This is a genomic window from Parazoarcus communis (assembly GCF_003111665.1).
GTDB classification, from domain to species: Bacteria; Pseudomonadota; Gammaproteobacteria; order Burkholderiales; family Rhodocyclaceae; genus Parazoarcus; species Parazoarcus communis_B.
This window is the reverse complement of sequence record NZ_CP022188.1, coordinates 2,540,439-2,560,637: the sequence shown is the minus strand read 5'-3', so window position 1 is coordinate 2,560,637 and position 20,199 is coordinate 2,540,439. Positions and strand designations below refer to the sequence as shown.

The 20,199-nt window shown below is 57.3% G+C and carries 20 protein-coding genes; 3 read left to right on the top strand and 17 right to left on the bottom strand.

What is annotated here, in order from left to right; translation table 11 throughout:
• Window positions 1–91 precede the first annotated feature (91 nt).
• From CEW87_RS11730 to polA, 17 genes are all read right to left on the bottom strand, one after another.
• Window positions 92–1,882, bottom strand: a complete 1,791-nt coding sequence (locus tag CEW87_RS11730; protein WP_108973198.1) for a hypothetical protein — start codon at window positions 1,880–1,882, stop codon at window positions 92–94.
• A gap of 82 nt (window positions 1,883–1,964) precedes the next feature.
• Complete coding sequence (locus CEW87_RS11725; RefSeq protein WP_108973196.1) at window positions 1,965–2,765, bottom strand: class I SAM-dependent methyltransferase; 801 nt, start codon at window positions 2,763–2,765, stop codon at window positions 1,965–1,967.
• Window positions 2,762–4,345, bottom strand: coding sequence for a lipopolysaccharide biosynthesis protein (locus CEW87_RS11720; RefSeq protein WP_108973194.1), 1,584 nt, complete (start codon window positions 4,343–4,345; stop codon window positions 2,762–2,764). Before CEW87_RS11720 ends, CEW87_RS11725 begins: the two co-directional genes overlap by 4 nt.
• A 2-nt stretch (window positions 4,346–4,347) precedes the next feature.
• A complete protein-coding gene (locus tag CEW87_RS11715) occupies window positions 4,348–5,142 on the bottom strand; it encodes an oxidoreductase (RefSeq protein WP_108973192.1) in 795 nt (264 codons plus the stop codon).
• Window positions 5,143–5,145: 3 nt separating this feature from the next.
• Complete coding sequence (locus CEW87_RS23030) at window positions 5,146–5,235, bottom strand: hypothetical protein (RefSeq protein WP_420094140.1); 90 nt, start codon at window positions 5,233–5,235, stop codon at window positions 5,146–5,148.
• A gap of 120 nt (window positions 5,236–5,355) precedes the next feature.
• A complete protein-coding gene (locus CEW87_RS11705; protein ID WP_108973190.1) occupies window positions 5,356–6,060 on the bottom strand; it encodes a transferase in 705 nt (234 codons plus the stop codon).
• Between the two features lie 158 nt (window positions 6,061–6,218).
• Window positions 6,219–6,929, bottom strand: coding sequence for a cytidylyltransferase domain-containing protein (locus CEW87_RS11700; RefSeq protein WP_108950913.1), 711 nt, complete (start codon window positions 6,927–6,929; stop codon window positions 6,219–6,221).
• Entirely contained in the window at window positions 6,926–7,837 is a 912-nt protein-coding gene (locus tag CEW87_RS11695) for a Gfo/Idh/MocA family protein (RefSeq protein WP_108973188.1), read from the bottom strand. The genes CEW87_RS11700 and CEW87_RS11695 overlap by 4 nt, the downstream gene beginning before the upstream one ends.
• Entirely contained in the window at window positions 7,834–8,907 is a 1,074-nt protein-coding gene (locus CEW87_RS11690) for a nucleotidyltransferase family protein (RefSeq protein ID WP_108973186.1), read from the bottom strand. Before CEW87_RS11690 ends, CEW87_RS11695 begins: the two co-directional genes overlap by 4 nt.
• 34 nt (window positions 8,908–8,941) lie before the next feature.
• Window positions 8,942–9,604: a PIG-L deacetylase family protein gene (locus tag CEW87_RS11685; protein ID WP_108973184.1), complete on the bottom strand. Its 663-nt coding sequence runs from the start codon at window positions 9,602–9,604 to the stop codon at window positions 8,942–8,944.
• Window positions 9,601–10,485, bottom strand: coding sequence for a methionyl-tRNA formyltransferase (locus CEW87_RS11680; RefSeq protein ID WP_108973182.1), 885 nt, complete (start codon window positions 10,483–10,485; stop codon window positions 9,601–9,603). The genes CEW87_RS11685 and CEW87_RS11680 overlap by 4 nt, the downstream gene beginning before the upstream one ends.
• Window positions 10,482–11,582 (bottom strand): UDP-N-acetylglucosamine 2-epimerase, encoded by a 1,101-nt coding sequence (gene neuC, locus CEW87_RS11675; RefSeq protein WP_234421517.1) that lies wholly within the window; start codon window positions 11,580–11,582, stop codon window positions 10,482–10,484. Before neuC ends, CEW87_RS11680 begins: the two co-directional genes overlap by 4 nt.
• A gap of 59 nt (window positions 11,583–11,641) precedes the next feature.
• The gene (neuB, locus tag CEW87_RS11670) at window positions 11,642–12,643 is read right to left on the bottom strand and encodes an N-acetylneuraminate synthase (protein WP_108973178.1); all 1,002 of its coding nucleotides are present in this window, start codon (window positions 12,641–12,643) and stop codon (window positions 11,642–11,644) included.
• The gene (locus CEW87_RS11665; protein WP_108973176.1) at window positions 12,640–13,272 is read right to left on the bottom strand and encodes an acetyltransferase; all 633 of its coding nucleotides are present in this window, start codon (window positions 13,270–13,272) and stop codon (window positions 12,640–12,642) included. Before CEW87_RS11665 ends, neuB begins: the two co-directional genes overlap by 4 nt.
• Window positions 13,273–13,274: 2 nt before the next feature.
• The gene (locus CEW87_RS11660) at window positions 13,275–14,459 is read right to left on the bottom strand and encodes a LegC family aminotransferase (protein WP_234421749.1); all 1,185 of its coding nucleotides are present in this window, start codon (window positions 14,457–14,459) and stop codon (window positions 13,275–13,277) included.
• Between the two features lie 11 nt (window positions 14,460–14,470).
• Window positions 14,471–15,469 (bottom strand): NAD-dependent 4,6-dehydratase LegB, encoded by a 999-nt coding sequence (locus CEW87_RS11655; RefSeq protein ID WP_108950904.1) that lies wholly within the window; start codon window positions 15,467–15,469, stop codon window positions 14,471–14,473.
• Window positions 15,470–15,662: 193 nt separating this feature from the next.
• Window positions 15,663–18,422, bottom strand: a complete 2,760-nt coding sequence (gene polA, locus CEW87_RS11650; protein WP_108973172.1) for a DNA polymerase I — start codon at window positions 18,420–18,422, stop codon at window positions 15,663–15,665.
• Window positions 18,423–18,514: 92 nt separating this feature from the next.
• Here polA and CEW87_RS11645 point away from each other — a divergent pair, with 92 nt between their 5' ends.
• The 3 genes from CEW87_RS11645 (at window position 18,515) to CEW87_RS11635 (ending at window position 20,181) form a co-directional block, all read left to right on the top strand.
• Window positions 18,515–19,240 carry a TIGR00730 family Rossman fold protein gene (locus tag CEW87_RS11645; RefSeq protein ID WP_108973170.1) on the top strand — a complete coding sequence of 242 codons (726 nt, stop codon included), beginning with the start codon at window positions 18,515–18,517 and terminating at the stop codon, window positions 19,238–19,240.
• A gap of 84 nt (window positions 19,241–19,324) precedes the next feature.
• Window positions 19,325–19,645, top strand: a complete 321-nt coding sequence (locus CEW87_RS11640; protein WP_108973169.1) for a DUF2782 domain-containing protein — start codon at window positions 19,325–19,327, stop codon at window positions 19,643–19,645.
• Window positions 19,642–20,181 (top strand): DNA-deoxyinosine glycosylase, encoded by a 540-nt coding sequence (locus CEW87_RS11635; RefSeq protein ID WP_108973167.1) that lies wholly within the window; start codon window positions 19,642–19,644, stop codon window positions 20,179–20,181. The genes CEW87_RS11640 and CEW87_RS11635 overlap by 4 nt, the downstream gene beginning before the upstream one ends.
• Window positions 20,182–20,199: the final 18 nt, after the last annotated feature.

The following is a 20,199-nucleotide window of genomic DNA, read 5'->3' as shown; positions in this document are numbered from 1 at the left end:
GACCGTCGCACCGCCACAGGTGACACTGCGAAAAATCTGCGGCGAAGCCGAAATTCGTACAGGGCGAGCCGAAGCGACGTCGAGATGCGACTCATGCGGATTGCTCCTTACGATCTCCGCTCAACAGCCCTTCGATAAACTTCAGATTGCGCTTCAGGTTCTCACCATCCAGCGGTCCGACGTACCTTTCCATCGTTCCTCTATCAAGAAACGCGTCATACCGGTCATCGCCTCGCATGAAGTCCGAAATCGCCACCTCAAGTTCGTCTGCAGAATGGGTCGTGACCAACTCGGATCTGCCATCGAACGGCGCGTCGAGAATCTGCCTGTCGTTCTTGTGGTAGACGCAGGGGATACCCAGACAGGACGCCTCGAACAAGGTCTGCGAGTAGATCGAAACATAGAAATCGGTCTCATCCAACACAGCCCGCATCGGGACCTGATCAAGGATGCTATCGACCAACCCTTCGAAATACTCATCGCAGAACCGGCGATACAGTTCCTTGTACCCATTGGCGCGCACCTTCAGCACCACACGGACACCCGCTCCCCGTGACCTGAGCCTGCAGATCGCTTCAAGCACGTCGTTGAGGAACTCGAACTCTACCGCGAGGTATGAATTAAGATCTGTATTACTGAAGCCCGATGCGCCAATCGTGATGACAGGATTCTCGCGGTTGATACTCCGCCGCGGCACCATGGCGTAATCGTCCATTCGGGGATCACCCAGACAAACCACGTTCTTCATTCCACGGAAATAGTGATCCCGAATACTCTCAGAATACGAATTGATCACATCCGCATACTTTCCTTCATCGAGAAACGCGCTGCACAGAAGCCCGTTGATGATCAGATAACTGGGGACTCCTCGAGCCTTGGCTACGCAGTCAACCAGCATCGCAACCTGCCCCATGTTTGCAATCAATACCACAAGTCGGATGGGGTGGCGATCGAGATAGCGAATCACGCAGTCAAGGGCGCGCAAAGTTTCGGGCAAAGTCGATGAAATCCGCCTTTCAATCGCGCGGCTGACCGCATCAGTCACGTCCACACCATTCGTGAGCACAAGACGGGCCGCACGTTTCGCACGGTAGAAGCACATCAGCGCCGAAGCTGCCCCACGATACCGCCCCACGTTCCCGAACACTGGGATCGGCCGCTCACGCAGAAACATCATCGCCCCTCTCGCGGCCGAAAAATGCCCCTGGAGGACCTGCACGCCCGGCGTCTTCCTTAGGCATTGCATCAACTTGCGCGTCGGATGGTACTCCTGAACGAATACCCTGACCCTCTGTCTGAAACGTCCCTCGACGCAATCCCATGCACTCATCAAAATGCCCTGCACGGTAATCACGGCGTCCCGGACGCGGTGCCGGATACGCCTGACATGCACACGCTCGTTCATCCATCGGTGAATTGGAAAGAAATACCCATCCAGCGACGACCGCCCACCAGTTGCAAGACGCGACCAAGTCAGCGCCATGTCCTGCAAGACAGACTCAATAACGTCGTTATTCGAACATACAAAAAGCTTCTGATAGGAAAAGCCTCTCAACTGCTCAAGACACAGGCGACTGCGCACGTAGAACGTAAAGTCATTCCAGATCAGAATTCGAAAACTGAACCCGAAATCAACCCCATTGTGCCGGAATATGTCATTACCCTCCTCATCCAGGTGCCAGTCATGGAAAAACCTGTACATGAGGAAATTGTTTTCCTGCATGACAGACTGGGAGCACAGGTGATCCACGTAGTACGCGACACCACCAAGCCCCAGAACATCCCGCAGCAGGCCAAAGTCATAGGTCAGGATCAAGTCCAGCGCTGGCTCGAAGTTGGGCACTACCGACGACCAGCCGGCCCTGGAGTCGACGATGAACACGTTCCGGAATGATGATCCAGGAACAATTACGTTTCCATCACAGCCCAATTCGAACTCCTGCCTCCGGTCCAAGCACGACACCTCAGACAGCCCTGCACACAAAATGAATCAACGGTCGCCCCTTGCTCCCCTTCACGGTCGGCATATCCGTGTTCATCACGGCCTCAACTGCAAACCCTGCACGCGTCAAAGCCTCAAGCCAATACCAACTCGGATAATCCCGGTCACCGAGATCTGGGTCGTAAAGATAGCCCGAAGATGAAATCGAGGGAGAAACCGGCATATAGCGTCGAGTAGCCAGGTTACGAAGGATTCGAAGACTTGCCACAAACACAGATACGAGAAATCTCACTCCCGTACGTGGCGTTTCGTTAAGGATGACAAGCAGGCCGCCCGGCTTCAATGCGCGGCGAATCTCCTTGAGCACGGACTCAAGGTTATCAGCGTGATGCAGCGCAGAAGACGCCACAACTGCATCGAGATACGACTCCTCAAAGAGAAGCGGTTGAAACAAGGCCTCAAGCGTAACGACCTTCTCAGCATTACCCTCCATTAAAGTCATGACTTCAGGCAGCAATTTATGGAGGAAATGCTGACTCGAATCGAGGGCATAGACGGTCTTCACTGAGTCAACGCGCGACAGCATGGCGGTCAACCACCCACCACCGCAGCCAAGATCGAGCACTTCGGCCCCCTGCGGCAGCAGGCCCGCCCAATCTAGCATTTTGGACGCGTCGACATAGTTGCAGACCTCACCGACTGTACTCAGATACGCCCTGGCATTCTGCAAATATTCGTTCGAGTCAGGGTACGAATTAACCATTGACTGATCAAATTGCGATACACCAGACAGAGTTTGCTTAACAATCCAGTTGTCGTTCATTTCAATTTTCTCAAGATATCACGCACACCATGCTTCACTTTCTCTATGACCGGCGCCATCTCATCCTTGCGCAAGCCAACGACGGAGGGCGCGTAAATCAATAACGTAACAAATATGAAAGCGTACAAGAATCCGCTTCCCAGCATTCCGAAAAACAACTCCGACTTGTCCGTACCAGCAGCCAGACCAGGAGCAAGAACCCGAACGGTGAACATCGAGCCGTAACCCACACTCAGAAGGGGCACGATGGGCAGCAACTGATAGTACCAACGGAAAGCCGCCAGATACTGCCGGCAAATCATCCACGACTGAATATTGACGAACAGAATATTCAGACAGACCATTTTGAGCGCAAGCCCCAAAGCTCCTAGTCCCATACCCGAAACCCACACCCCATCGGTCGGCCCAATCAGCAGGTACGAAACTGGAACGCTCACAACTAAACCGGAAACAGTCACCTTCATGTAACTATGGGTCCTTCCGGTTGCCATGAACAATGTCCCGTTTATCTGTCCCATTGTCTGATGAACCGGGTAGAAGAGCATCAGAAACAACACCGGCCATCCAGCATGATAGGCGTCACCAAGCAGGGCAACGACAAGGTTTTCAGCCCAAGGGGCAAGGAAGCAGGATACGCCTGACGCCAATAGCATCAGAAATCGCGTCGCCTTCTGATGCAGAACGATCACGCGCGCGTTGTCTCCGCGCGCGCACGCCTCGGCAACCTCCTTCCAAAGAATATTGAGTACCGAGCTGGTCGCCAGCAGGCTTATGGTGGAAAGCTGAGCTGCCACCTGATAGAAACCCTGCTGACTGGATCCGCCGAAACGCTGCAATAACCATCGGTCTGTGATCTCATAACAGAACGTAAACACTGCGATGATCATCATCGGCCTGCAGTACGCGAGATACTCCGAAACGACTCCACCCACTGACGCAGCGCCACCGTCGTCAGCATTGCGCACCACTCCCCTTCGTAGTGCGCCGGAAAGCCACGCGGCAGCAACCAGATACTCAACGATGATGGCCGACAAGACCGAGCGGACTGACAACCAGTCGCCCAGCAGCATGGCCGAAACCAAAATGACATGCGTTGAAATGATCAAGAGCCCCGACACCTGAATCCGGACAGTCATTCGGGCCGCTTCGTGAATCTGCACAACCGTTTGCCAGACCTGATTCTGAAGAAAAGTGGCCAACAGGGCGAGCACGACAAGGTCACGTGACTGCCCAAGCCAGAACCGGTCGACGAGCGACTGCGGGAGCAATTGGATAACGAGCGCAGTTGAAAAAACGAACTGAAATCCCAGCCACCCAAAGTACACGAGGTAGTAGAGACGCCCCCGATGGCGCTGCGCGATAAAGGTATAAAAAGCGCTGCCCGACCCCATGTCGAGCAAGGCGCGAATAGCCCAGAAACTCCCGAGGAGATACGCAAGATTACCGTAGTCCGATGGCCCAAGCCCGCGCGCAACCAGCAACCCCGCGATTAGACTTATTGCAGCGCGCGCCATATTGGCGCCGACCGAGAACAGAAGCCGGTGCTTGACCGACAGGACGGTCGCCCCCCGCTCAACCACGCTCAAAGTGAAAAACCGTCGTCAACTACGAGATTCTGTCCGGTGATGTAGCGTGATGCATCAGACAAAAGAAAGAGTAACGCGCCGACGACGTCACCCGGATCGAGCATTCCTCTCGACGCACATCGCTCTTTGTAAGCATCAAGAAAGCCTGAAGGCTGCCCCGCGAGAATACCCCCGGGACTCAGGCAATTTACTCGAATTCCCGACCCCTTGAAATATTGAGCAAAATAGCGGGTTAAATGAATCACACCAGACTTGATCGCTGCATACTCTACGGGCATGGTCATCTCAGTCCCGGCATAGACCTCGAACCGTGGCGCCATCACCCCATAGATCGAAGACATATTGACCACATTCCCACCACCTTGCGCCCGGAATGCCAGACAGAATTGCTGGGCAACAAGAAAGTAGCCCCCAAGATGTGAGTCGACGTTCTCACAGAAATCAGTATAGGTCACGTCCTCGAGTTTGCGCCCGTAGTTCCGGTTCCTTGGATACGCATTGTTGACGACTGCATCGACACGGCCATAGCGATCAGTCACCTCCGAAATCAGAGCGGTAATCGAATCCTTGCTCGTGATATCGAGATGCGCCGCGCAAGCGCGTGCAGCTTGTTCCGGCGCCAATGAGTCCACTAGCTGCGTGGCGGCCATCATATCGATATCGGCGACAACGGGAGTGTCCCCGCTATCGGCAATCGCGCGCACGAATCTCGACCCTATTACCCCCGCACCGCCCGTTACGACTACGACTTTGCTTTCATGCCGCTCGCCGAGCACTTCTTCTCCGGTCATGACTCAACCTTTACGTTTGGAAAGGAGAATGAGGTCACCGATGAGAAGATGATCAATCTCCGAGCGCTCGAACGTGCGATCCGCATCGTCAATGGTGACGACGATGGGCTCACCGTGCAGGTTGAAGCTCGTATTACGAACTTGTTCATAATAAATTTTAATCAGAATACCCAGAATTCATCTGTTATGGTTTTCGAGTGCAACCACCCTGGGTCAGGATTGCCGAGCAAGAATTTCATTATGGGCTTTAAAAGGACTTGATTTATAGAAATACTCAGAAGGCTTCGTCTTTAAAATAAGATTTGGCGACTGTCCAAATACAATCGTATTGTCCGGAACAACTTCATCCTTGACCAAGGTTCCAGCAGAAACAAATACGTTGCTACCTATACTCGTATTACCGATTACAGTCGCATTCGCAAACAGCCAAACAAACTCACCAAATCTCGGGTAATAACCATGATTACCACCGACGGTACAGCCTTGCTGGAAAACAAAGTAGTTTCCATAGGATGCTCTACCCATAACGGATGCAACAGGATGCTCAAGAAAAAAAACATCCGGCAACATTACCTCATAGTAAATATCACACCCATTTAACATCTTATTGAGATAATATATTCTATCCGCAAGAGACCTATTATTGCACTTCACCGCCTCTTGCGATGCAAAGTACAGAAATATTGAGTACTGTCCTGAATGAAACGGATTAAATACAACCTCACCAGAATCGCTCCAATAATATTTGTTATTATTCTCCACAAAGCACTTATTCGTCCGCAACAAGGCTAAGTTGACAGCATACGAAACATCAACTATATCTTTTTCACTTAAAAAGAAGTTATTCCGAATTTGTTTGCAAAGCAACTCATTCAGTTCATCAGTTGCATAGAACACATTGTATATTTCTGCAGGCATTGACAACCTCCTTACACATATTCCGGGCAGCCTGCGCCCAAAGCCGATGCAGATTGAATCGATGACCGGCACTGACTTGATGTCAAGATGCTTGAGATACTATTAACCTGGGGACGGGTCAGCTATTGCTCATTGCGCTCCACTGAATCGTCATTTTTTCAACGCTCGACTACATTCACTCCAGATGCCATCAGGAACTCGACGAAACGAAAATCAAGTTCCGAATCGATATCGATCGACCTCTCTTCAGGCATTACATGCAGTCGGGTATCTGGATTGAACAGGGACTCATTGCCGAACAACGCCGCCCTCCGCCAAACGTAGATCGAGGCGTTCATGTCATAACACTTGGGCGCATCCTGACGTCTGACGATTGCGTTACGGGGTGACTTTGACAGATGAACAATTCCGTCCTGATCGAGTTCGACGAGGTTGAAGTATGGGGATCGGCGCGCTGGCATTGCTGTGATGACATTTCCCGCACCACTTCGCTCAAGCAATTCGACCGCATCACGAATATCCTCAGGTGTTCGCAATGGTGAGGTTGCGTCCAGATCGACCAGGGTTTCGAACGAGTCGCCGGTAAGCCGCTCAACCTCAGCGACGCAATGACGGATGACCGGCAACTTCGCGGCCTGGTCTGTCGCGAGTTCGTCCGGGCGCTTGACAAGAAGGTCTGCGCCACAATCCTGAGCAACTGCGAGAATCTCGTCCGAATCGCTGCTTACCGCAATCAGATCAAACAGACCCGACGCTCGTGCCTGATCAATGCTATGGGCAATAAGAGGTTTTCCAAGAAGAACCTTGAGGTTCTTCCCCTTGACGCCCTTTGAGCCTCCCCGGGCACAAATCGTACACAGTCGCTTCATCGAATGACCCACTCCCTGTTTCTGTTGGCCTGCTCGGCAGCATCAATCAGTTGCAGCGTCGCCAGACCTTCGTCGAGCGAGCATAGTGTTGCGCGCTCATCGCCAAGCATGGCTCGATGCATCGCCTCGTAGGTGAAGTCGCGCCCTACCGACAGGGTTTCGAGCTCATTGCCGCAGGAAATCGTTCCTGCGATCAAGTCAGCCTCTATTGTCAGACGCTCCGTATTGACGACGATACATCGGCGTGCGGTTCTATCGAGATAACTCACCTGAACGGAAACGACCGGACACCTGCTCATCTGCATCAACAGTACAAACAGGTCATCACTGTCAATCTCAAGGGCGCTAAGATGACCGCCCAGCGCCGTCACTGACTGCCAGTCTCCAAAGATCCAGGCCAGATAGTCAAGTTCATGACTCAGGTCTCGAAGTGCGCCGCCACCCTGCGCGGCACTCGCCGAATATGACTGCCGATAGTCGGATGCTGGCCGCCAATCCGGCAGGTACTGCCCCATGTAGGCCTGCACGGAGATGACTGTTTCCCCGAGGACCAATTCGCGAAGACGCTGAATGACCGGATGGAATCTTAAATTGTAGGCGACGGCGAGATGACTGAAAGGGGCGTCGATCAATGCACGACAGTGATCGAACAGGGGTTTCTCGACCAGCACCTTTCCCGCGAATCCCGCAGCGGCCAATGCCTCGATGGTTTCGTGATGCAGACTCGTCGGATTCGCCACCACAACATACTCGGGGCGATGCTCGGCCAACGCCCGCAGCAGGTCTGTATAGCAGGACGGAAAATCCAGCTCCCGCCGACTGAGTACCGCTACGTCGCAGCTGAGCCCGCGGAGCAGCCTGGTATGTCGCTGCCCGATAGAGCCATAGCCGATGACGAGCGCTCTCACTTACCCTCCGCTCTTGGATGCGCGGCGCGAGCGCGCTTCAGGTCATCGTCGCGCCCAACGTCAAGCCAGGGTTCATGCATCGGATAAACGATCGTTCGCGCAGCCTCTTCCTTGAGTCGAGCAAAAAGCGTTGGCATGTCACAGTGCTCCGCCCGCTTCAGCAACCCAAGCGCTGCAGGCTCAAGGACATAGACACCAGCATTGATATGACTTCGGGAAATAGGCTTCTCTTCGAAACCGACGATATCCACCCCTTCCGTGCGCACGACGCCGAACGGATGCTGCCATTCATGAAGCCGAACAGCCATCGTCGCACTTGCTGCGTGGCGGCAATGGAAATCGAGCAATTCACCATAGTGGATGTCGGTCAGAACATCGCCATTGGATACAACGAACGGCAACTCAGGACGGGGCTTCAGCAAACTGATCGCACCAGCCGTTCCCAGAGGCGAGTCCTCCCGGAGATACTCGATACTGACACCCCAGCGACTCCCATCCCCGAAGTACTCTTCGATCATGTGGCCAAGGTAGTGAATTGACAGCACAAAATGGCCGAACCCGTCGCTCTTGGCCCGCTCTATGATGTGCTCAAGCATCGGCTTGCCGCCCACGGGCAAGAGCGGTTTCGGGCAATTCTCGGTGTGCGGACGCAGCCGAGTGCCCTGCCCTCCCGCCATGATGACCATCAGGTTGCGCCGCCTTCTTGGAGCCATCAACTCATCAAGCAGGTGCAAGCCCACGACATGCCGGTCAGTATCGACCACCGGCAACTGATGAACGCGATTTGCCCGCATCAGTTGCAGCACGGCGTCACGCCCCAATTGCGGCGGTACGACCAGCGGGTCATGATTGATGAGCGAGTCGACCGGGCTGTCCAAGCCCAAACCGCGAAGCAGTCCGCGACGGATGTCACCATCGGTGAGGGTGCCAATCAGCCGCTCGTCGGCCGACACGACCAGTACGATCTGCGACGTCGACTCATTCAGGCAACTGATCGCCTGCTGCAAGCTCGCATCGCTTGCCAGCAAGGCCTTGCGCCATTGTTGTTCAGAAGGATTTGATCTGGTCATGGTTGTCAGCCTTCAGATTCTCTGATGACTCTCATCACTGGCGCTCTCTCAGGAGTTGAAAGGCCTCAGCAGCCACGTACCCCGCGGAGGCTCCGCGCCATTCCGCCAGGGCCCGCATCGCCCGGACGCTACGTGGAAAGGGAAATACGCCAAGCTCCGAGCGGTAAACACCCATGATCTCCAGCTTGCGTTCGTGATAGGGCTCAATATCCACAAAGTAATTGGGATGAAAAGCGTCTTCTCTGCACAGCCCGAACTCAGTCTCCGATACCGTTTCATAAGCAAGAACCCGGCGCACCGAAGGGTAGCGAAACCATTTCGCGCACGCCGCCACGACATCAAACGTGACGCGATGACCCGAATGAACGTCGCCATGATGCGGAACGAAGACCTCCTCCGGCGCAAACGACTTGAATACCTCCGAGAGGGAAGACACGAGATCGCCGAGCGGGAGTGCGTCCAGACCGGCTGGAGGAAGGCCGAGATTGAACACCTCGTCGAACCCGATCATCCCAGCGACGGTCTTGATCTCGTCGTCGCGCTGCTGAATGCGGTCGATGGGCCAACCGGCCTCGGCAGTCATTCCCGTCACGATCAGCCAGCCCAGCGTGCCGCCCTCGGCCTTTCTCCGCAGCAAGGTTCCACCACACCCCAGGATCTCGTCGTCAGGATGGGGAGCGACCACGAGCGTTCTCATAGATAGCGCCCCGCGGCAAGGCCCACACCGCTCTCCATCTCGATTATTCTAATCGCATCCACGCCGCATTTAACGACCACGCCCGGCGCCGCTGGATTGACTACAATTTTTCCAGGCTCAATATTCTTCGGCATGCCACGCACAACCTCTGACTTCCACACTTTCACCTGCCGGCCATCAATATCGAAATGGGCGCCGACATACGGCCTGGTCAGCCCCCTTATCAGATTGTAGATGCCCTCGGCAGGCATGCGCCAATCGATCCTGCCGTCCGCAGCGCCACGCTTCCGCCAGGTGTTCGACAGAGCATCATCTTGAGACATCAAGGGGAAGTCGGGGTCTGCCAGACACGGGACGAATTCATCCAGCTGATTCAATGCGCATGCCGTGATCCGTTCGTACAGACTTCCCGCATCATCCTCATAATGAATCGGGACACTTCGACGGGATATCAGTGGTCCGCTGTCAGCGCCTTCATTCATGAAGAAGAAAGACGATCCAGTCTCCTCAAGCCCCAGGACCAGCGCCCAGATAATCGGGTGACGGCCGCGGTTTGCCGGCAGCAAGGCCGGATGAAATCCAACAACTCCCATTGGCGCCAACTCAAGCAACTCGCGTTTCAGCAACCGGGACCATCCGAGGCAGAAGATTACGTCCGGCCGCTTCGCGCGAATCCACTCCAGCGTCTCGGCTGAGTTCACATTGCTGACATGGAGACAAGGAACCTGATTGACACGGCTGATTTCGCCCAGATCCGCATAATCCGAATTCTCACCGGTGTCGACGGACGTGCAGACACCGACCACATCTGCGCCAATGTCGAAAAGCCGCTCAAGCGCGCGCAGCGAAAAGTGAACGGTTCCGATGAATACGATTCTCATGGCACGCACACATCAAAAAACTTTTTCTTCAAGAGCCCGTCAAGAGGGACCGACTTCAGAACCTCGACTACCTTGTCGCTTACCCAGCCATCGCCATAGGGGTTGACGGCCCCCTTCAAGACCTGTGCGAACTCGTCGGAATAGAGCCTGCGGATGGCCTTTTCGATCTCGTTCCTCGCAGGGGCACAATCAATCACGCTCGCAGATTGCAAGCGTCCCCGCTGTCGATCACCGATATTGATCGTTGCTTTTCGGAAGCTGGGAACCTCCGTCAGCCCACTCGACGAATTACCGACGACACCATCCACATAGGCCAGACATGACAAATATCTGCGATAACCGAGTGACGTGAAGGCATACGCCTCGGGGTGATGCTCCACATAGTCATTGATCATCTCGATCAAGACTCTCCCGCCCGAATCGGCATTCGGCAGCGTAAAGATGAGCCGGGTGTCGTCGAGCGTCTCCAATGCCTGAAGAAGTGCCGTCATCTGAGCCTCGGCGGTCGACTCCTCCAGGGTAACGGGGTGAAAGGTGACAAGCAGGTTGCGTTGCCCGAATCTCAGACCCAGCGACGACTCCAGTTCGTCACGCGACATCAATTCCAGCCGCCGAATGTTCTCCACGCCCAGTCCGCCGACAAGATGGACGGAATCCGGCTGCTCGCCGAGTTGAATCACTCGATCCCGGTACTCTTGCGCGGCAACAAAGTGCAAGTGAGACATCTTTGTAATCGAGTGCCTGATCGCCTCGTCAACAACGCCCTCCGTCGCCTCCCCCCCATGCAGGTGCGCCACGGGTATTCGTGCAACCATTGCAGCCGCAACGGCTGAGAAAATCTCGTATCGATCGCCCAGAACGACCATCAGATCCGGACGCAACTCGCTCAAGGCATCCGCAAACCCGATCATCCCCAAACCCATCGACTTGGCGATGCCGACGGAGGAGTCCGAGCTTGTCAGCATCTCGACTTTTCGATCTATCTCAAAGCCATCCTGCTCAATCTCGCGAAACGTCAGCCCGAACTCCGGCGACAAATGCATGCCTGTGGCGATGATCTGTAACTGAAGAGACGGCTCCGCCTTGATGGCCCTCATCAACCAGTGGAGCAGTCCATACTCCGCGCGCGTACCGGTGACGACGCAAACCTTCCGCCTCATAGCTCAATCAACTCATTGACGGAAAAGTCTCGTGCGGAGCGGCGACCGATGACCTCATCCCATCGCATGGGATTGAGGCCCGTGCCGGGCCGTTTGACGCCGACATTCTCAGCCGAGAATAGCTCGCCCGCGTGAATTTGCTTGACTGCCACCAGCGACTTCCGGACTACCGGGATATTCTGACTCTCCCTCAAACCGGGGCGTTTCACCCCGTCGCCCATTGCGAGTTCAATGTTCCGAATCGAACGAATCAGGTGCGCAAGCTCCTGCGGCTCGATGCTTGCCCGGTGATCAGGACCTGGCAGGCTTCGATCGAGCGTGAAGTGTTTTTCGATGACGCACGCACCGAGCGCAACGGCAGCGACCGCGACCTCGATACCTTCGGTATGGTCAGAGAAGCCAACCTCAACGCCAAACGCCTCGCGAATCGAGATCATCGCTCGGAGGTTCACTTCTGCCATCGGCACCGGATACTCGGTGTTGCAATGCAATACCGTAATACGGTCGCGAGATGTTCCGGCCCGCTCAAGCACATCCACCGCAGCCTCGATCTCTCCCAGCGTCGACATTCCGGTCGACAGAATGACGTGCTTGCCAAAAGCGCCGACCTTTCGCAGGTAGGGCAGATTGGTAATTTCCCCGGACGGCACCTTGATGCGGGGCATGCCAAGGCTGTTCAGGTAATCGAGACTGTCAAGATCAAAGGCGGTGGAGAAGAACTCGATCCCTCGCTGCTGGCAGTGTCCGATCAGATCCGCATGCATTGCCGGTGACAGTTCGAGCCGCCGGATCATTTCATACTGCGACTCATCGGCCTCCGTCGCCTTGATCTGGTAGTCGGCCTTACGCGCCGAAGTCGTCACAAGACGATCTGCGCTGAAGGTCTGGAACTTCACCAAGTCTGCACCCGCCTCGGCGGCTGCATCGACAAGCGCCCGTGCCATGTTCAGATCGCCGTTATGGTTCACGCCGGCCTCGGCAATGATCAGGGTTTTCAACGTATCCTCCTCTGAGGCAACTGAGTGCCGTCGGGGCAGTCTTTCAACACGACCTGTCCCATGCCAATGATGCAATTGCGCCCGATGACTACGCCCTGCCTGATCAGGCTACCGCTGCCAATGAAGCTTCCTTCGCCAATCCGGACACCGCTGTTTATTCTCGCTCCGGTTGCGATGTGGCAGTGGTCATCAACCAGAACGTCATGTTCGATCAGCGAGAGGCTGTTCACAATGCAGTTCTCGCCCACTGACGCCGACGCGTTAATCACCGCACCGTGCAAAACGAAGGAGCCATCTCCCACGCGCGCGTGACGGGAAACATATGCACGCGGCGAGACCATGACAGGCACGCACAGCCCACGAGCCCTGAGATGCGCGAATTGCATCATTCTCGGCACCGGCGTCTTGATCTGACCGATCACCACGATGCCCGCTGAATACTGACCGAGCAACGCCGGCAGATCATCATCCGAACCAAGCACGGGATAGCCAAGAACCTCCCTGCCAACCTCCTCGGGTAAACCAACGAGGCCAGCAACCCGGAAACGGCCCTCTTGTTCGATCACGTCAATACATGCCCGTGCGTGGCCGCCCGCCCCCAGGAGCAGAATCGTCTCCGCCGAAGACATCTCTACGCCACCTCGCGAAACAGTTGCGGACTGCTCGGCAGATTGATGATGCGTTTCTCAAGAGACTCGGCTACCGACAGATCCATTCGTGGACAAGCTGCGTAGGGCTTCAATCGGTGCAGCAACCTCCAGACCGGACGGCACTGATAGCCGGCTTCGCGAGCAGCCTCCAGAAACTCGTCACGCCGACTACTCAGCGCAGCCGACAACTCAATCGCGTTGAGCCAGTTGTTGCTGGAGCGGCCGCCCACCTCGTCGACGAATCGGAAATCCCGTGCGTCCGCAAACGCATGGGCGTAAGCATCCGCCAATCCTTTCTTTCTGCGCAGAATCTCGGGCAGACGCTCAAGCTGGGCGCAGCCCAAGGCCGCGTTCAGATTCGGCATCCGGTAGTTGAAAGCGACCTCATCGTGTACAAAATCCCATCGGTGCGACGCCTTTGCAGTGGTCGTCAGATGCTTGAGACGACGCGCGACATCGGCATCGTTCGTCAACACCGCACCTCCACCGCCGGTCGTGATGATCTTGTTGCCATTGAAGCTGAGCACACCGGCTACACCAAACGTCCCCGCACTTCGATCGCCGATCCTGGCGCCAAGCGCTTCGGCCGCGTCCTCCACAACGGGCATCCGGTAGCGGGCAGCGAGGTCAAGAAGAGGCTCGATGTCCACCGGATGACCGAATACGTGCATCGGTACGATTGCTGCGAGCCTGCGCCCGGTATGCTTGTTGCGGAAACGGCCATCCGCTGGTTCCGCAACTTGCCGCAGGTGCTCCGCCAGGGCCGCAGGACTCATTCCATAGGTGTCGGGAGCACAATCCACGAAATGCGGAACCGCTCCACATTGAGAAACAGCATTTGCCGTCGCAACGAAACTCACTGTCGGCACCAGCACCTCATCACCGGCGAGCACGCCCGAAACGTGTAACGCGGCATGCAGTCCGGCAGTGCCATTCACCACGGCAATCGCATGTCTCGCGCCGCTCAGCTCTGCAAGCCTTGATTCGAACTCATCGACGAACTTCCCGGCGGTCGACACCCAGCCCGTGTCCAGACACTCCCTGACGTAGGCCAGTTCATTCCCGGAAAAAGCGGGTTCATGCAGCGCCAGTGGCGTTTCCGTGACCCCGAGCACTGCGGTCACGCGTTCGACGAAATCTTTCACGGGAGACGTCACGCTCATCATCACCCTGCGTGTCAGATGTTGTAAGTGCCGGGCTTATAGCCGGAAAGATTGGATGGATCAGAGAACCACTCGGCCGTTTCCGCAAGACCGCGACGCAAACCCTCAATGCCGCCGTACGCCGGAGACCAACCGAAGAGACTCTGCGCCTTGGCGTTATCCGCCCAAAGTCGCTCCACCTCGCTCTTTGCCGGACGCAGACGGACATCATCAGTCTCGATTTCAACCTCGACACCCATCACATCGGCAATCAGCTTGACCGTATCGCCTATGGATATCTCATAGTTCGAACCGAAATTCACAACCTCGCCTACACCCTTATCACTCTGAAGCGCTGCAATGAACGCATTGACTGTGTCTGCCACATAGTTGAAATCGCGAGTGGGGTGCACAGCACCCAGCTTCAAACGTCGCATACCGCTTGCAATCTGGGCGATCACAGTTGGGATAACAGCCCGCGCAGACTGTCTTGGACCATAGGTATTGAAGGGTCTCGCGATCACCACGGGCAAGCCAAACGACGCATGGAAAGAATAGGCCAGCTGATCCGCTCCAATCTTGGACGCGGAGTATGGCGACTGCCCTTGTAGCGGATGCTCTTCAGTAATCGGAACAAAACGCGCAGTCCCATAGACCTCGCTTGTCGAGGTGTGCACCACACGTGAAAGCTCCAGTTCGCGGGCAGCCTGGAGTACGTTCAAGGTGCCCTTGATATTGGTATCGACATAGGTGTCAGGGGAGTGATACGAGTACGGAATGGCGATGAGCGCAGCAAGATGCAGGACCGCATCACATCCTTTCATGGCAGTGCGAACACCGTTTGGATCGCGAATGTCGCCAGCAAAAACGTCAAGCTCGTCCCGAATCTCGGGCGCTGCATGGTCGAGCCAGCCCCACGAGTTGAACGAGTTATAAAGCACGAATGGCCGTACATTGAACCCCCGACGCACAAGGGTCTCAGTGAGGTGCGAACCGATAAAGCCATCGGCACCGGTAACAAGTATTGTCTTCAAATCAGTTCACCTGTTCATAGGGACGCGACGCGAGCCCCTCAGCATTCCGCAAAGCCCGCCACACACATCGCCCAGGTCGTCAAGTAGCAAGAAATTCAGGCGCGATCACGAGTTGCGGCGAATTGTATCAGCCGTCCACTGCCAGCATCTCGACAGGAGCGGCTACCGGACGCACACCGAAAGCCGGAGCAAATCAATGCGCCTCATCCCAGTTATCCCCCGCGCCCACCTCCACCAGCAGCGGCACGGCGAGATCGGCCACGCCGCCCATCAGCTTCGGCAGTTCGGCACGGATGACATCGAGTTCATCTGCGGGAACCTCCAGCACCAGTTCATCATGCACTTGCAGCACCAGGCGTGACTTGAGGGTCGAGCCAGCCAGCCAGGCGTGCACCGCAATCATCGATTTCTTGATCAGGTCTGCCGCCGTGCCCTGCATCGGCGCGTTGATCGCAGCGCGCTCGGCAGCCTGCCGGCGCCCGGCCTGACTGGCGCGGATATCGGGAAGGTAAAGCCTACGACCGAAGACTGTCTCGACGTAGCCTTTGTCCTTGGCCTCGGCCTTGATGCGCTCCATGTAATCCGCAACGCCCGGGTAGCGGGCAAAGTAGCGGTCGATCCAGGTTTGCGCAGCGGCGCGTTCGATGCCGAGGTTCTTTGCCAGTCCGTGGGCGCTCATGCCGTAGATGAGGCCGAAGTTGATCACCTTCGCGTAGCGGCGCTGCTCGCTGCTGACCTCGTCGGGCGTCACGCCGAAGACCTCGGCAGCCGTCGCGCGGTGGACGTCTTCACCCTGAGCGAAGGCTTCGAGCAGACGGGCGTCCGACGACAGGTGGGCCATGATGCGCAGCTCGATCTGCGAGTAGTCGGCCGAGACAATCAGGTGATCGCGCGGCGCGATGAAAGCCGCGCGGATGCGGCGCCCCTCGGCGCTGCGGATCGGAATGTTCTGCAGGTTCGGTTCCGAGCTGGCAAGGCGGCCGGTGACGGCAGTCGCCTGCGAGAAGCTGGTATGCACGCGGCCGGTTTTCGGATTGACCATCCGCGGCAGCTTGTCGGCGTAGGTGCTCTTGAGCTTGGCCAGACTGCGATGCTCGAGCAGCAGCTTGGGCAGCGGGTAGTCTTCAGCGAGCTGGGTGAGCACATCCTCGTCGGTCGAGGGCTGGCCGGTGGCAGTCTTCTTGACCACAGGCAGACCGAGCTTGCCGAACAGGATCTCACCCAGCTGCTTGGGCGAGCCCAGATTGAAGGGCTGACCGGCGAGCGCGTGCGCTTCGCCTTCGAGCACCATCAGCCTGCGGCCGAGCTCCTCGCCATGCTGTGCGAGCAGGAAGGGGTCGATGAGAACGCCCGTACGCTCCATGTCGAGCAGCACCTCAAGCGTAGGCAGCTCGATCTCCCGATACAGTGCAGCCAGTGATGGCGCAGCCTCGACCTGCGGCCACAGCTTGCGGTGCAGGCGCATGGTGATGTCGGCATCCTCGGCAGCGTATTCGATGGCACGATCGACCGCGACCTCGTCGAATCCGATCTGCTTCGCCCCCTTGCCGCATACGTCGGTGTACTGAATCGTGGTCAGACCGAGATGACGCTTGGCCAGCGAATCCATGTCGTGCGTGCGGTCGCTCTCGAGCACATAGGATTCGAGCAGGGTGTCGTGGGTAATGCCGCCAAGGCGAATGTCGTGGTTGAGCAGCACATGCGCGTCGTACTTCAGGTTCTGCCCCACCTTGGCGTGCGCGTTCGATTCCAGCCAGGGCTTGAGCTTCTTCAGCACCTCGTCCATTGCCAGCTGATCGGGCGCATCCGCACCGCGATGGGCAAGCGGCAGGTAGGCGCCCTCGCCCTTCTCGGTGGAAAACGACATCCCGACCAGGCGCGCCGCCATCGGATCGAGGCTGGTGGTTTCGGTGTCGAAGGCCGTCAGCTCAGCCGCATTCAGTCTGACCAGCAGCGCGTCGAAGGCGTCCCAGTCGAGGATGCCGACATAGCCCGCACGATGCGCGTCCGGCTCCGCCGAAGAATCAAAGGGGTCAGAGTCGTTTGATTCGGGGATCAAACGACTCTGACCCCTTTGATTCTGACCCCTTTGATTCTCCCTTTGATTCTCGTCGCCCAGATCCTTCAGCCATCCGCGGAACTCGAAGCGTTCGTACAGTGCTTTCAGCGCGATCTTGTCGTCAGCACGTGCCGGCAGATCGTCGAGCTGCAGGGGCAATTCGACATCGGTCGCAACCGTCACCAGACGTTTGCCGAGCGGCAGAAAGTCGAGATGCTTGCGCAGGTTCTCGCCCACCTTGCCGCCCACCTTGTCGGCGTTGCTGATCAGGTTGTCGAGCGTGCCGTATTCGGTCAGCCACTTCACCGCGGTCTTCGGACCACACTTTTCGACACCCGGCACGTTATCCACGGTATCGCCGACCAGCGCCAGATAATCGATGATGCGTTCGGGCGCGACGCCGAACTTGGCCGACACGCCGGCTTCGTCCAGCACCTCCTCGCTCATGGTGTTCACCCAGCGCACACCCGGCTGCACGAGTTGCGTCAGATCCTTGTCGCCAGTCGAGATCACCACCTCCCAGCCGCGCTCGACCGCCATCCGCGTCAGCGTGCCGATGACGTCGTCGGCCTCCACGCCTTCGACCGACAGCAGCGGCCAGCCTTCCGCCTCGACGGCCTCATGCAGCGGTTCGATCTGGGCGCGCAGGTCGTCGGGCATCGGCGGGCGATGCGACTTGTACTCCGGATACCAGTCGTCCCGGAAGGTCTTGCCCTTGGCGTCGAACACGCAGGCACGGTACTCCGCCTTGTAGTCGCCTTCGAGCCGACGTAGCATCGACAACACACCCCGGATGGCCCCGGTCGGCTCCCCGCTCGAATTGCGCAGATCGGGCAGCGCATGAAATGCACGGTATAGATAACTGGAACCGTCGACAAGCAGCAGGGTGGGCATCCTGGAACATCCTTGCGGGAAACATCGGCATTGCGCCACGCTCAAACCGGCGTGCACGCACCGAACCAACGAAAAAGAAGAGAAGGGACATCATGACCGCAAAAGAGAAACTCTCCCGCAGTGCGCCGGACAGTGCCGCGCCGCGCTTCAATGCGCGCGAGTCCTGGCGAATTTTTGGAATTATGGCAGAGTTCGTCGAAGCCACCGAGCGCCTGAATGCCATTCGTCCGGCGGTATCGATCTTCGGCAGCGCCCGCATTCCGCCGGATCACAGCTACTACGTGCTCACCGAGCGCATCTCCCGCCTGCTGTCGGACGCCGGATTTGCCGTGATTTCGGGCGGCGGCCCCGGTATCATGGAAGCGGCCAACAAGGGCGCCTATTTTGGCAAGAGCCCTTCAGTCGGCCTCAACATCCAGCTGCCGATGGAGCAGCAGGCCAATCCCTATCAGGACATCTCGCAGACCTTCCAGCACTTCTTCGCGCGCAAGTTCATGTTCGTGAAGTTCGCCAGCGCCTATGTGGTCCTGCCGGGTGGCTTCGGCACGCTCGATGAACTGCTCGAAGCCATGACCCTGATCCAGACCCGAAAGAGCAGGAGCATTCCGATCATCCTGGTCCACGGCGCGTTCTGGAAAGGCCTGATCGACTGGTTCCGCGACCGCCTGGTCAGCGAGGGCATGATCAAGGCGGAAGACCTCGATCTGATCCAGATCATCGACAGCCCCGAAGAGGTTGTCGAGGCCATCTTCAAGCACTACGAAACGCGTGGTTTCATGCCGCTGCCCGAAGAGCACGAACTGATGCTCAACCTTTAAGCGAAACAGGGCAAAAGCCGGCACCTCGCCCCCGTTCGACACCCATCCCGAATGGTAGAATCGGCCCATCTGAAGGAGAACACCATGCGCCGTACCCTGATTGCCCTGCTGCTGGCGGTTTCAATGCCAGTGCTGGCCCAGCAGCCCCCCAAGCTCGAGCCGATCCCCGAACCCCCGCCGCCGCCGCCGGGCATGACCGATATCGAAGAGCCGCAGGTCACCATCGTCAAGCGTGGCGACGATACCGTCGCCGAGTACCGCATTCGCGGAAAGCTCTACATGGTCAAGGTCACCCCGCCCCATGGCGTGCCCTATTACCTGGTTGACCGAGAAGGCAACGGCGATATGGTTCGCGCCAGCGAACCTGCGCTGTCCGTACCGATGTGGGTCATCAAGTCCTGGTGAGCACCACCCCCGGCCCGGCGGTCTGCAGCTTTGCTCCGGTCTGTCGCAGCGATGCGCGAGTGCTGATCCTCGGCAGCATGCCGGGCGAGGCCTCGCTCGCTGCCGGAGAGTATTACGCCCACCCCCGCAACGCCTTCTGGCCAATCATGGGCGCACTGTTCGGAGCCGCACCGGAGCAGCCCTACCCCGTGCGCCTCGAACGCCTGCTCGATGCGGGCATTGCGCTATGGGATGTGATCGGGCGGTGCAGGCGCAGCGGCAGTCTCGACAGCGCCATCGCAGCAGACAGCATCGAGCCCAACGACTTCGCGGGGCTGTTCACCGCCTGCCCGCGACTGAGTCACGTGTTTTTCAACGGCAGCGCCGCTGAAACGGCCTTTCGCCGCCACGTGCATCTTCCGCACGGGGAACACCGCATTCGCGTGCAGCGGCTGCCGTCGACCAGTCCTGCGCACGCAGCACTCAATTTCAGTGACAAGCTTGCCGCCTGGCAGGCTGTACGCAACGCCACGCTCACCGCTGCCCACGCGGCCTGAGCGGCTTTCCGCATCCCG

Excerpts from the sequence above, each read along its gene's own strand:
- CEW87_RS11725 (WP_108973196.1), bottom strand. The coding sequence starts at position 2,765 with ATGAACGACAACTGGATTGTTAAGCAAACTCTGTCTGGTGTATCGCAA.
- CEW87_RS11715 (WP_108973192.1), bottom strand. The coding sequence starts at position 5,142 with ATGACCGGAGAAGAAGTGCTCGGCGAGCGGCATGAAAGCAAAGTCGTA.
- CEW87_RS11705 (WP_108973190.1), bottom strand. The coding sequence starts at position 6,060 with ATGCCTGCAGAAATATACAATGTGTTCTATGCAACTGATGAACTGAAT.
- CEW87_RS11700 (WP_108950913.1), bottom strand. The coding sequence starts at position 6,929 with ATGAAGCGACTGTGTACGATTTGTGCCCGGGGAGGCTCAAAGGGCGTC.
- CEW87_RS11690 (WP_108973186.1), bottom strand. The coding sequence starts at position 8,907 with ATGACCAGATCAAATCCTTCTGAACAACAATGGCGCAAGGCCTTGCTG.
- CEW87_RS11685 (WP_108973184.1), bottom strand. The coding sequence starts at position 9,604 with ATGAGAACGCTCGTGGTCGCTCCCCATCCTGACGACGAGATCCTGGGG.
- CEW87_RS11680 (WP_108973182.1), bottom strand. The coding sequence starts at position 10,485 with ATGAGAATCGTATTCATCGGAACCGTTCACTTTTCGCTGCGCGCGCTT.
- neuC (WP_234421517.1), bottom strand. The coding sequence starts at position 11,582 with ATGAGGGCCATCAAGGCGGAGCCGTCTCTTCAGTTACAGATCATCGCC.
- CEW87_RS11665 (WP_108973176.1), bottom strand. The coding sequence starts at position 13,272 with ATGTCTTCGGCGGAGACGATTCTGCTCCTGGGGGCGGGCGGCCACGCA.
- CEW87_RS11660 (WP_234421749.1), bottom strand. The coding sequence starts at position 14,459 with ATGATGAGCGTGACGTCTCCCGTGAAAGATTTCGTCGAACGCGTGACC.
- polA (WP_108973172.1), bottom strand. The coding sequence starts at position 18,422 with ATGCCCACCCTGCTGCTTGTCGACGGTTCCAGTTATCTATACCGTGCA.
- CEW87_RS11645 (WP_108973170.1), top strand. The coding sequence starts at position 18,515 with ATGACCGCAAAAGAGAAACTCTCCCGCAGTGCGCCGGACAGTGCCGCG.
- CEW87_RS11640 (WP_108973169.1), top strand. The coding sequence starts at position 19,325 with ATGCGCCGTACCCTGATTGCCCTGCTGCTGGCGGTTTCAATGCCAGTG.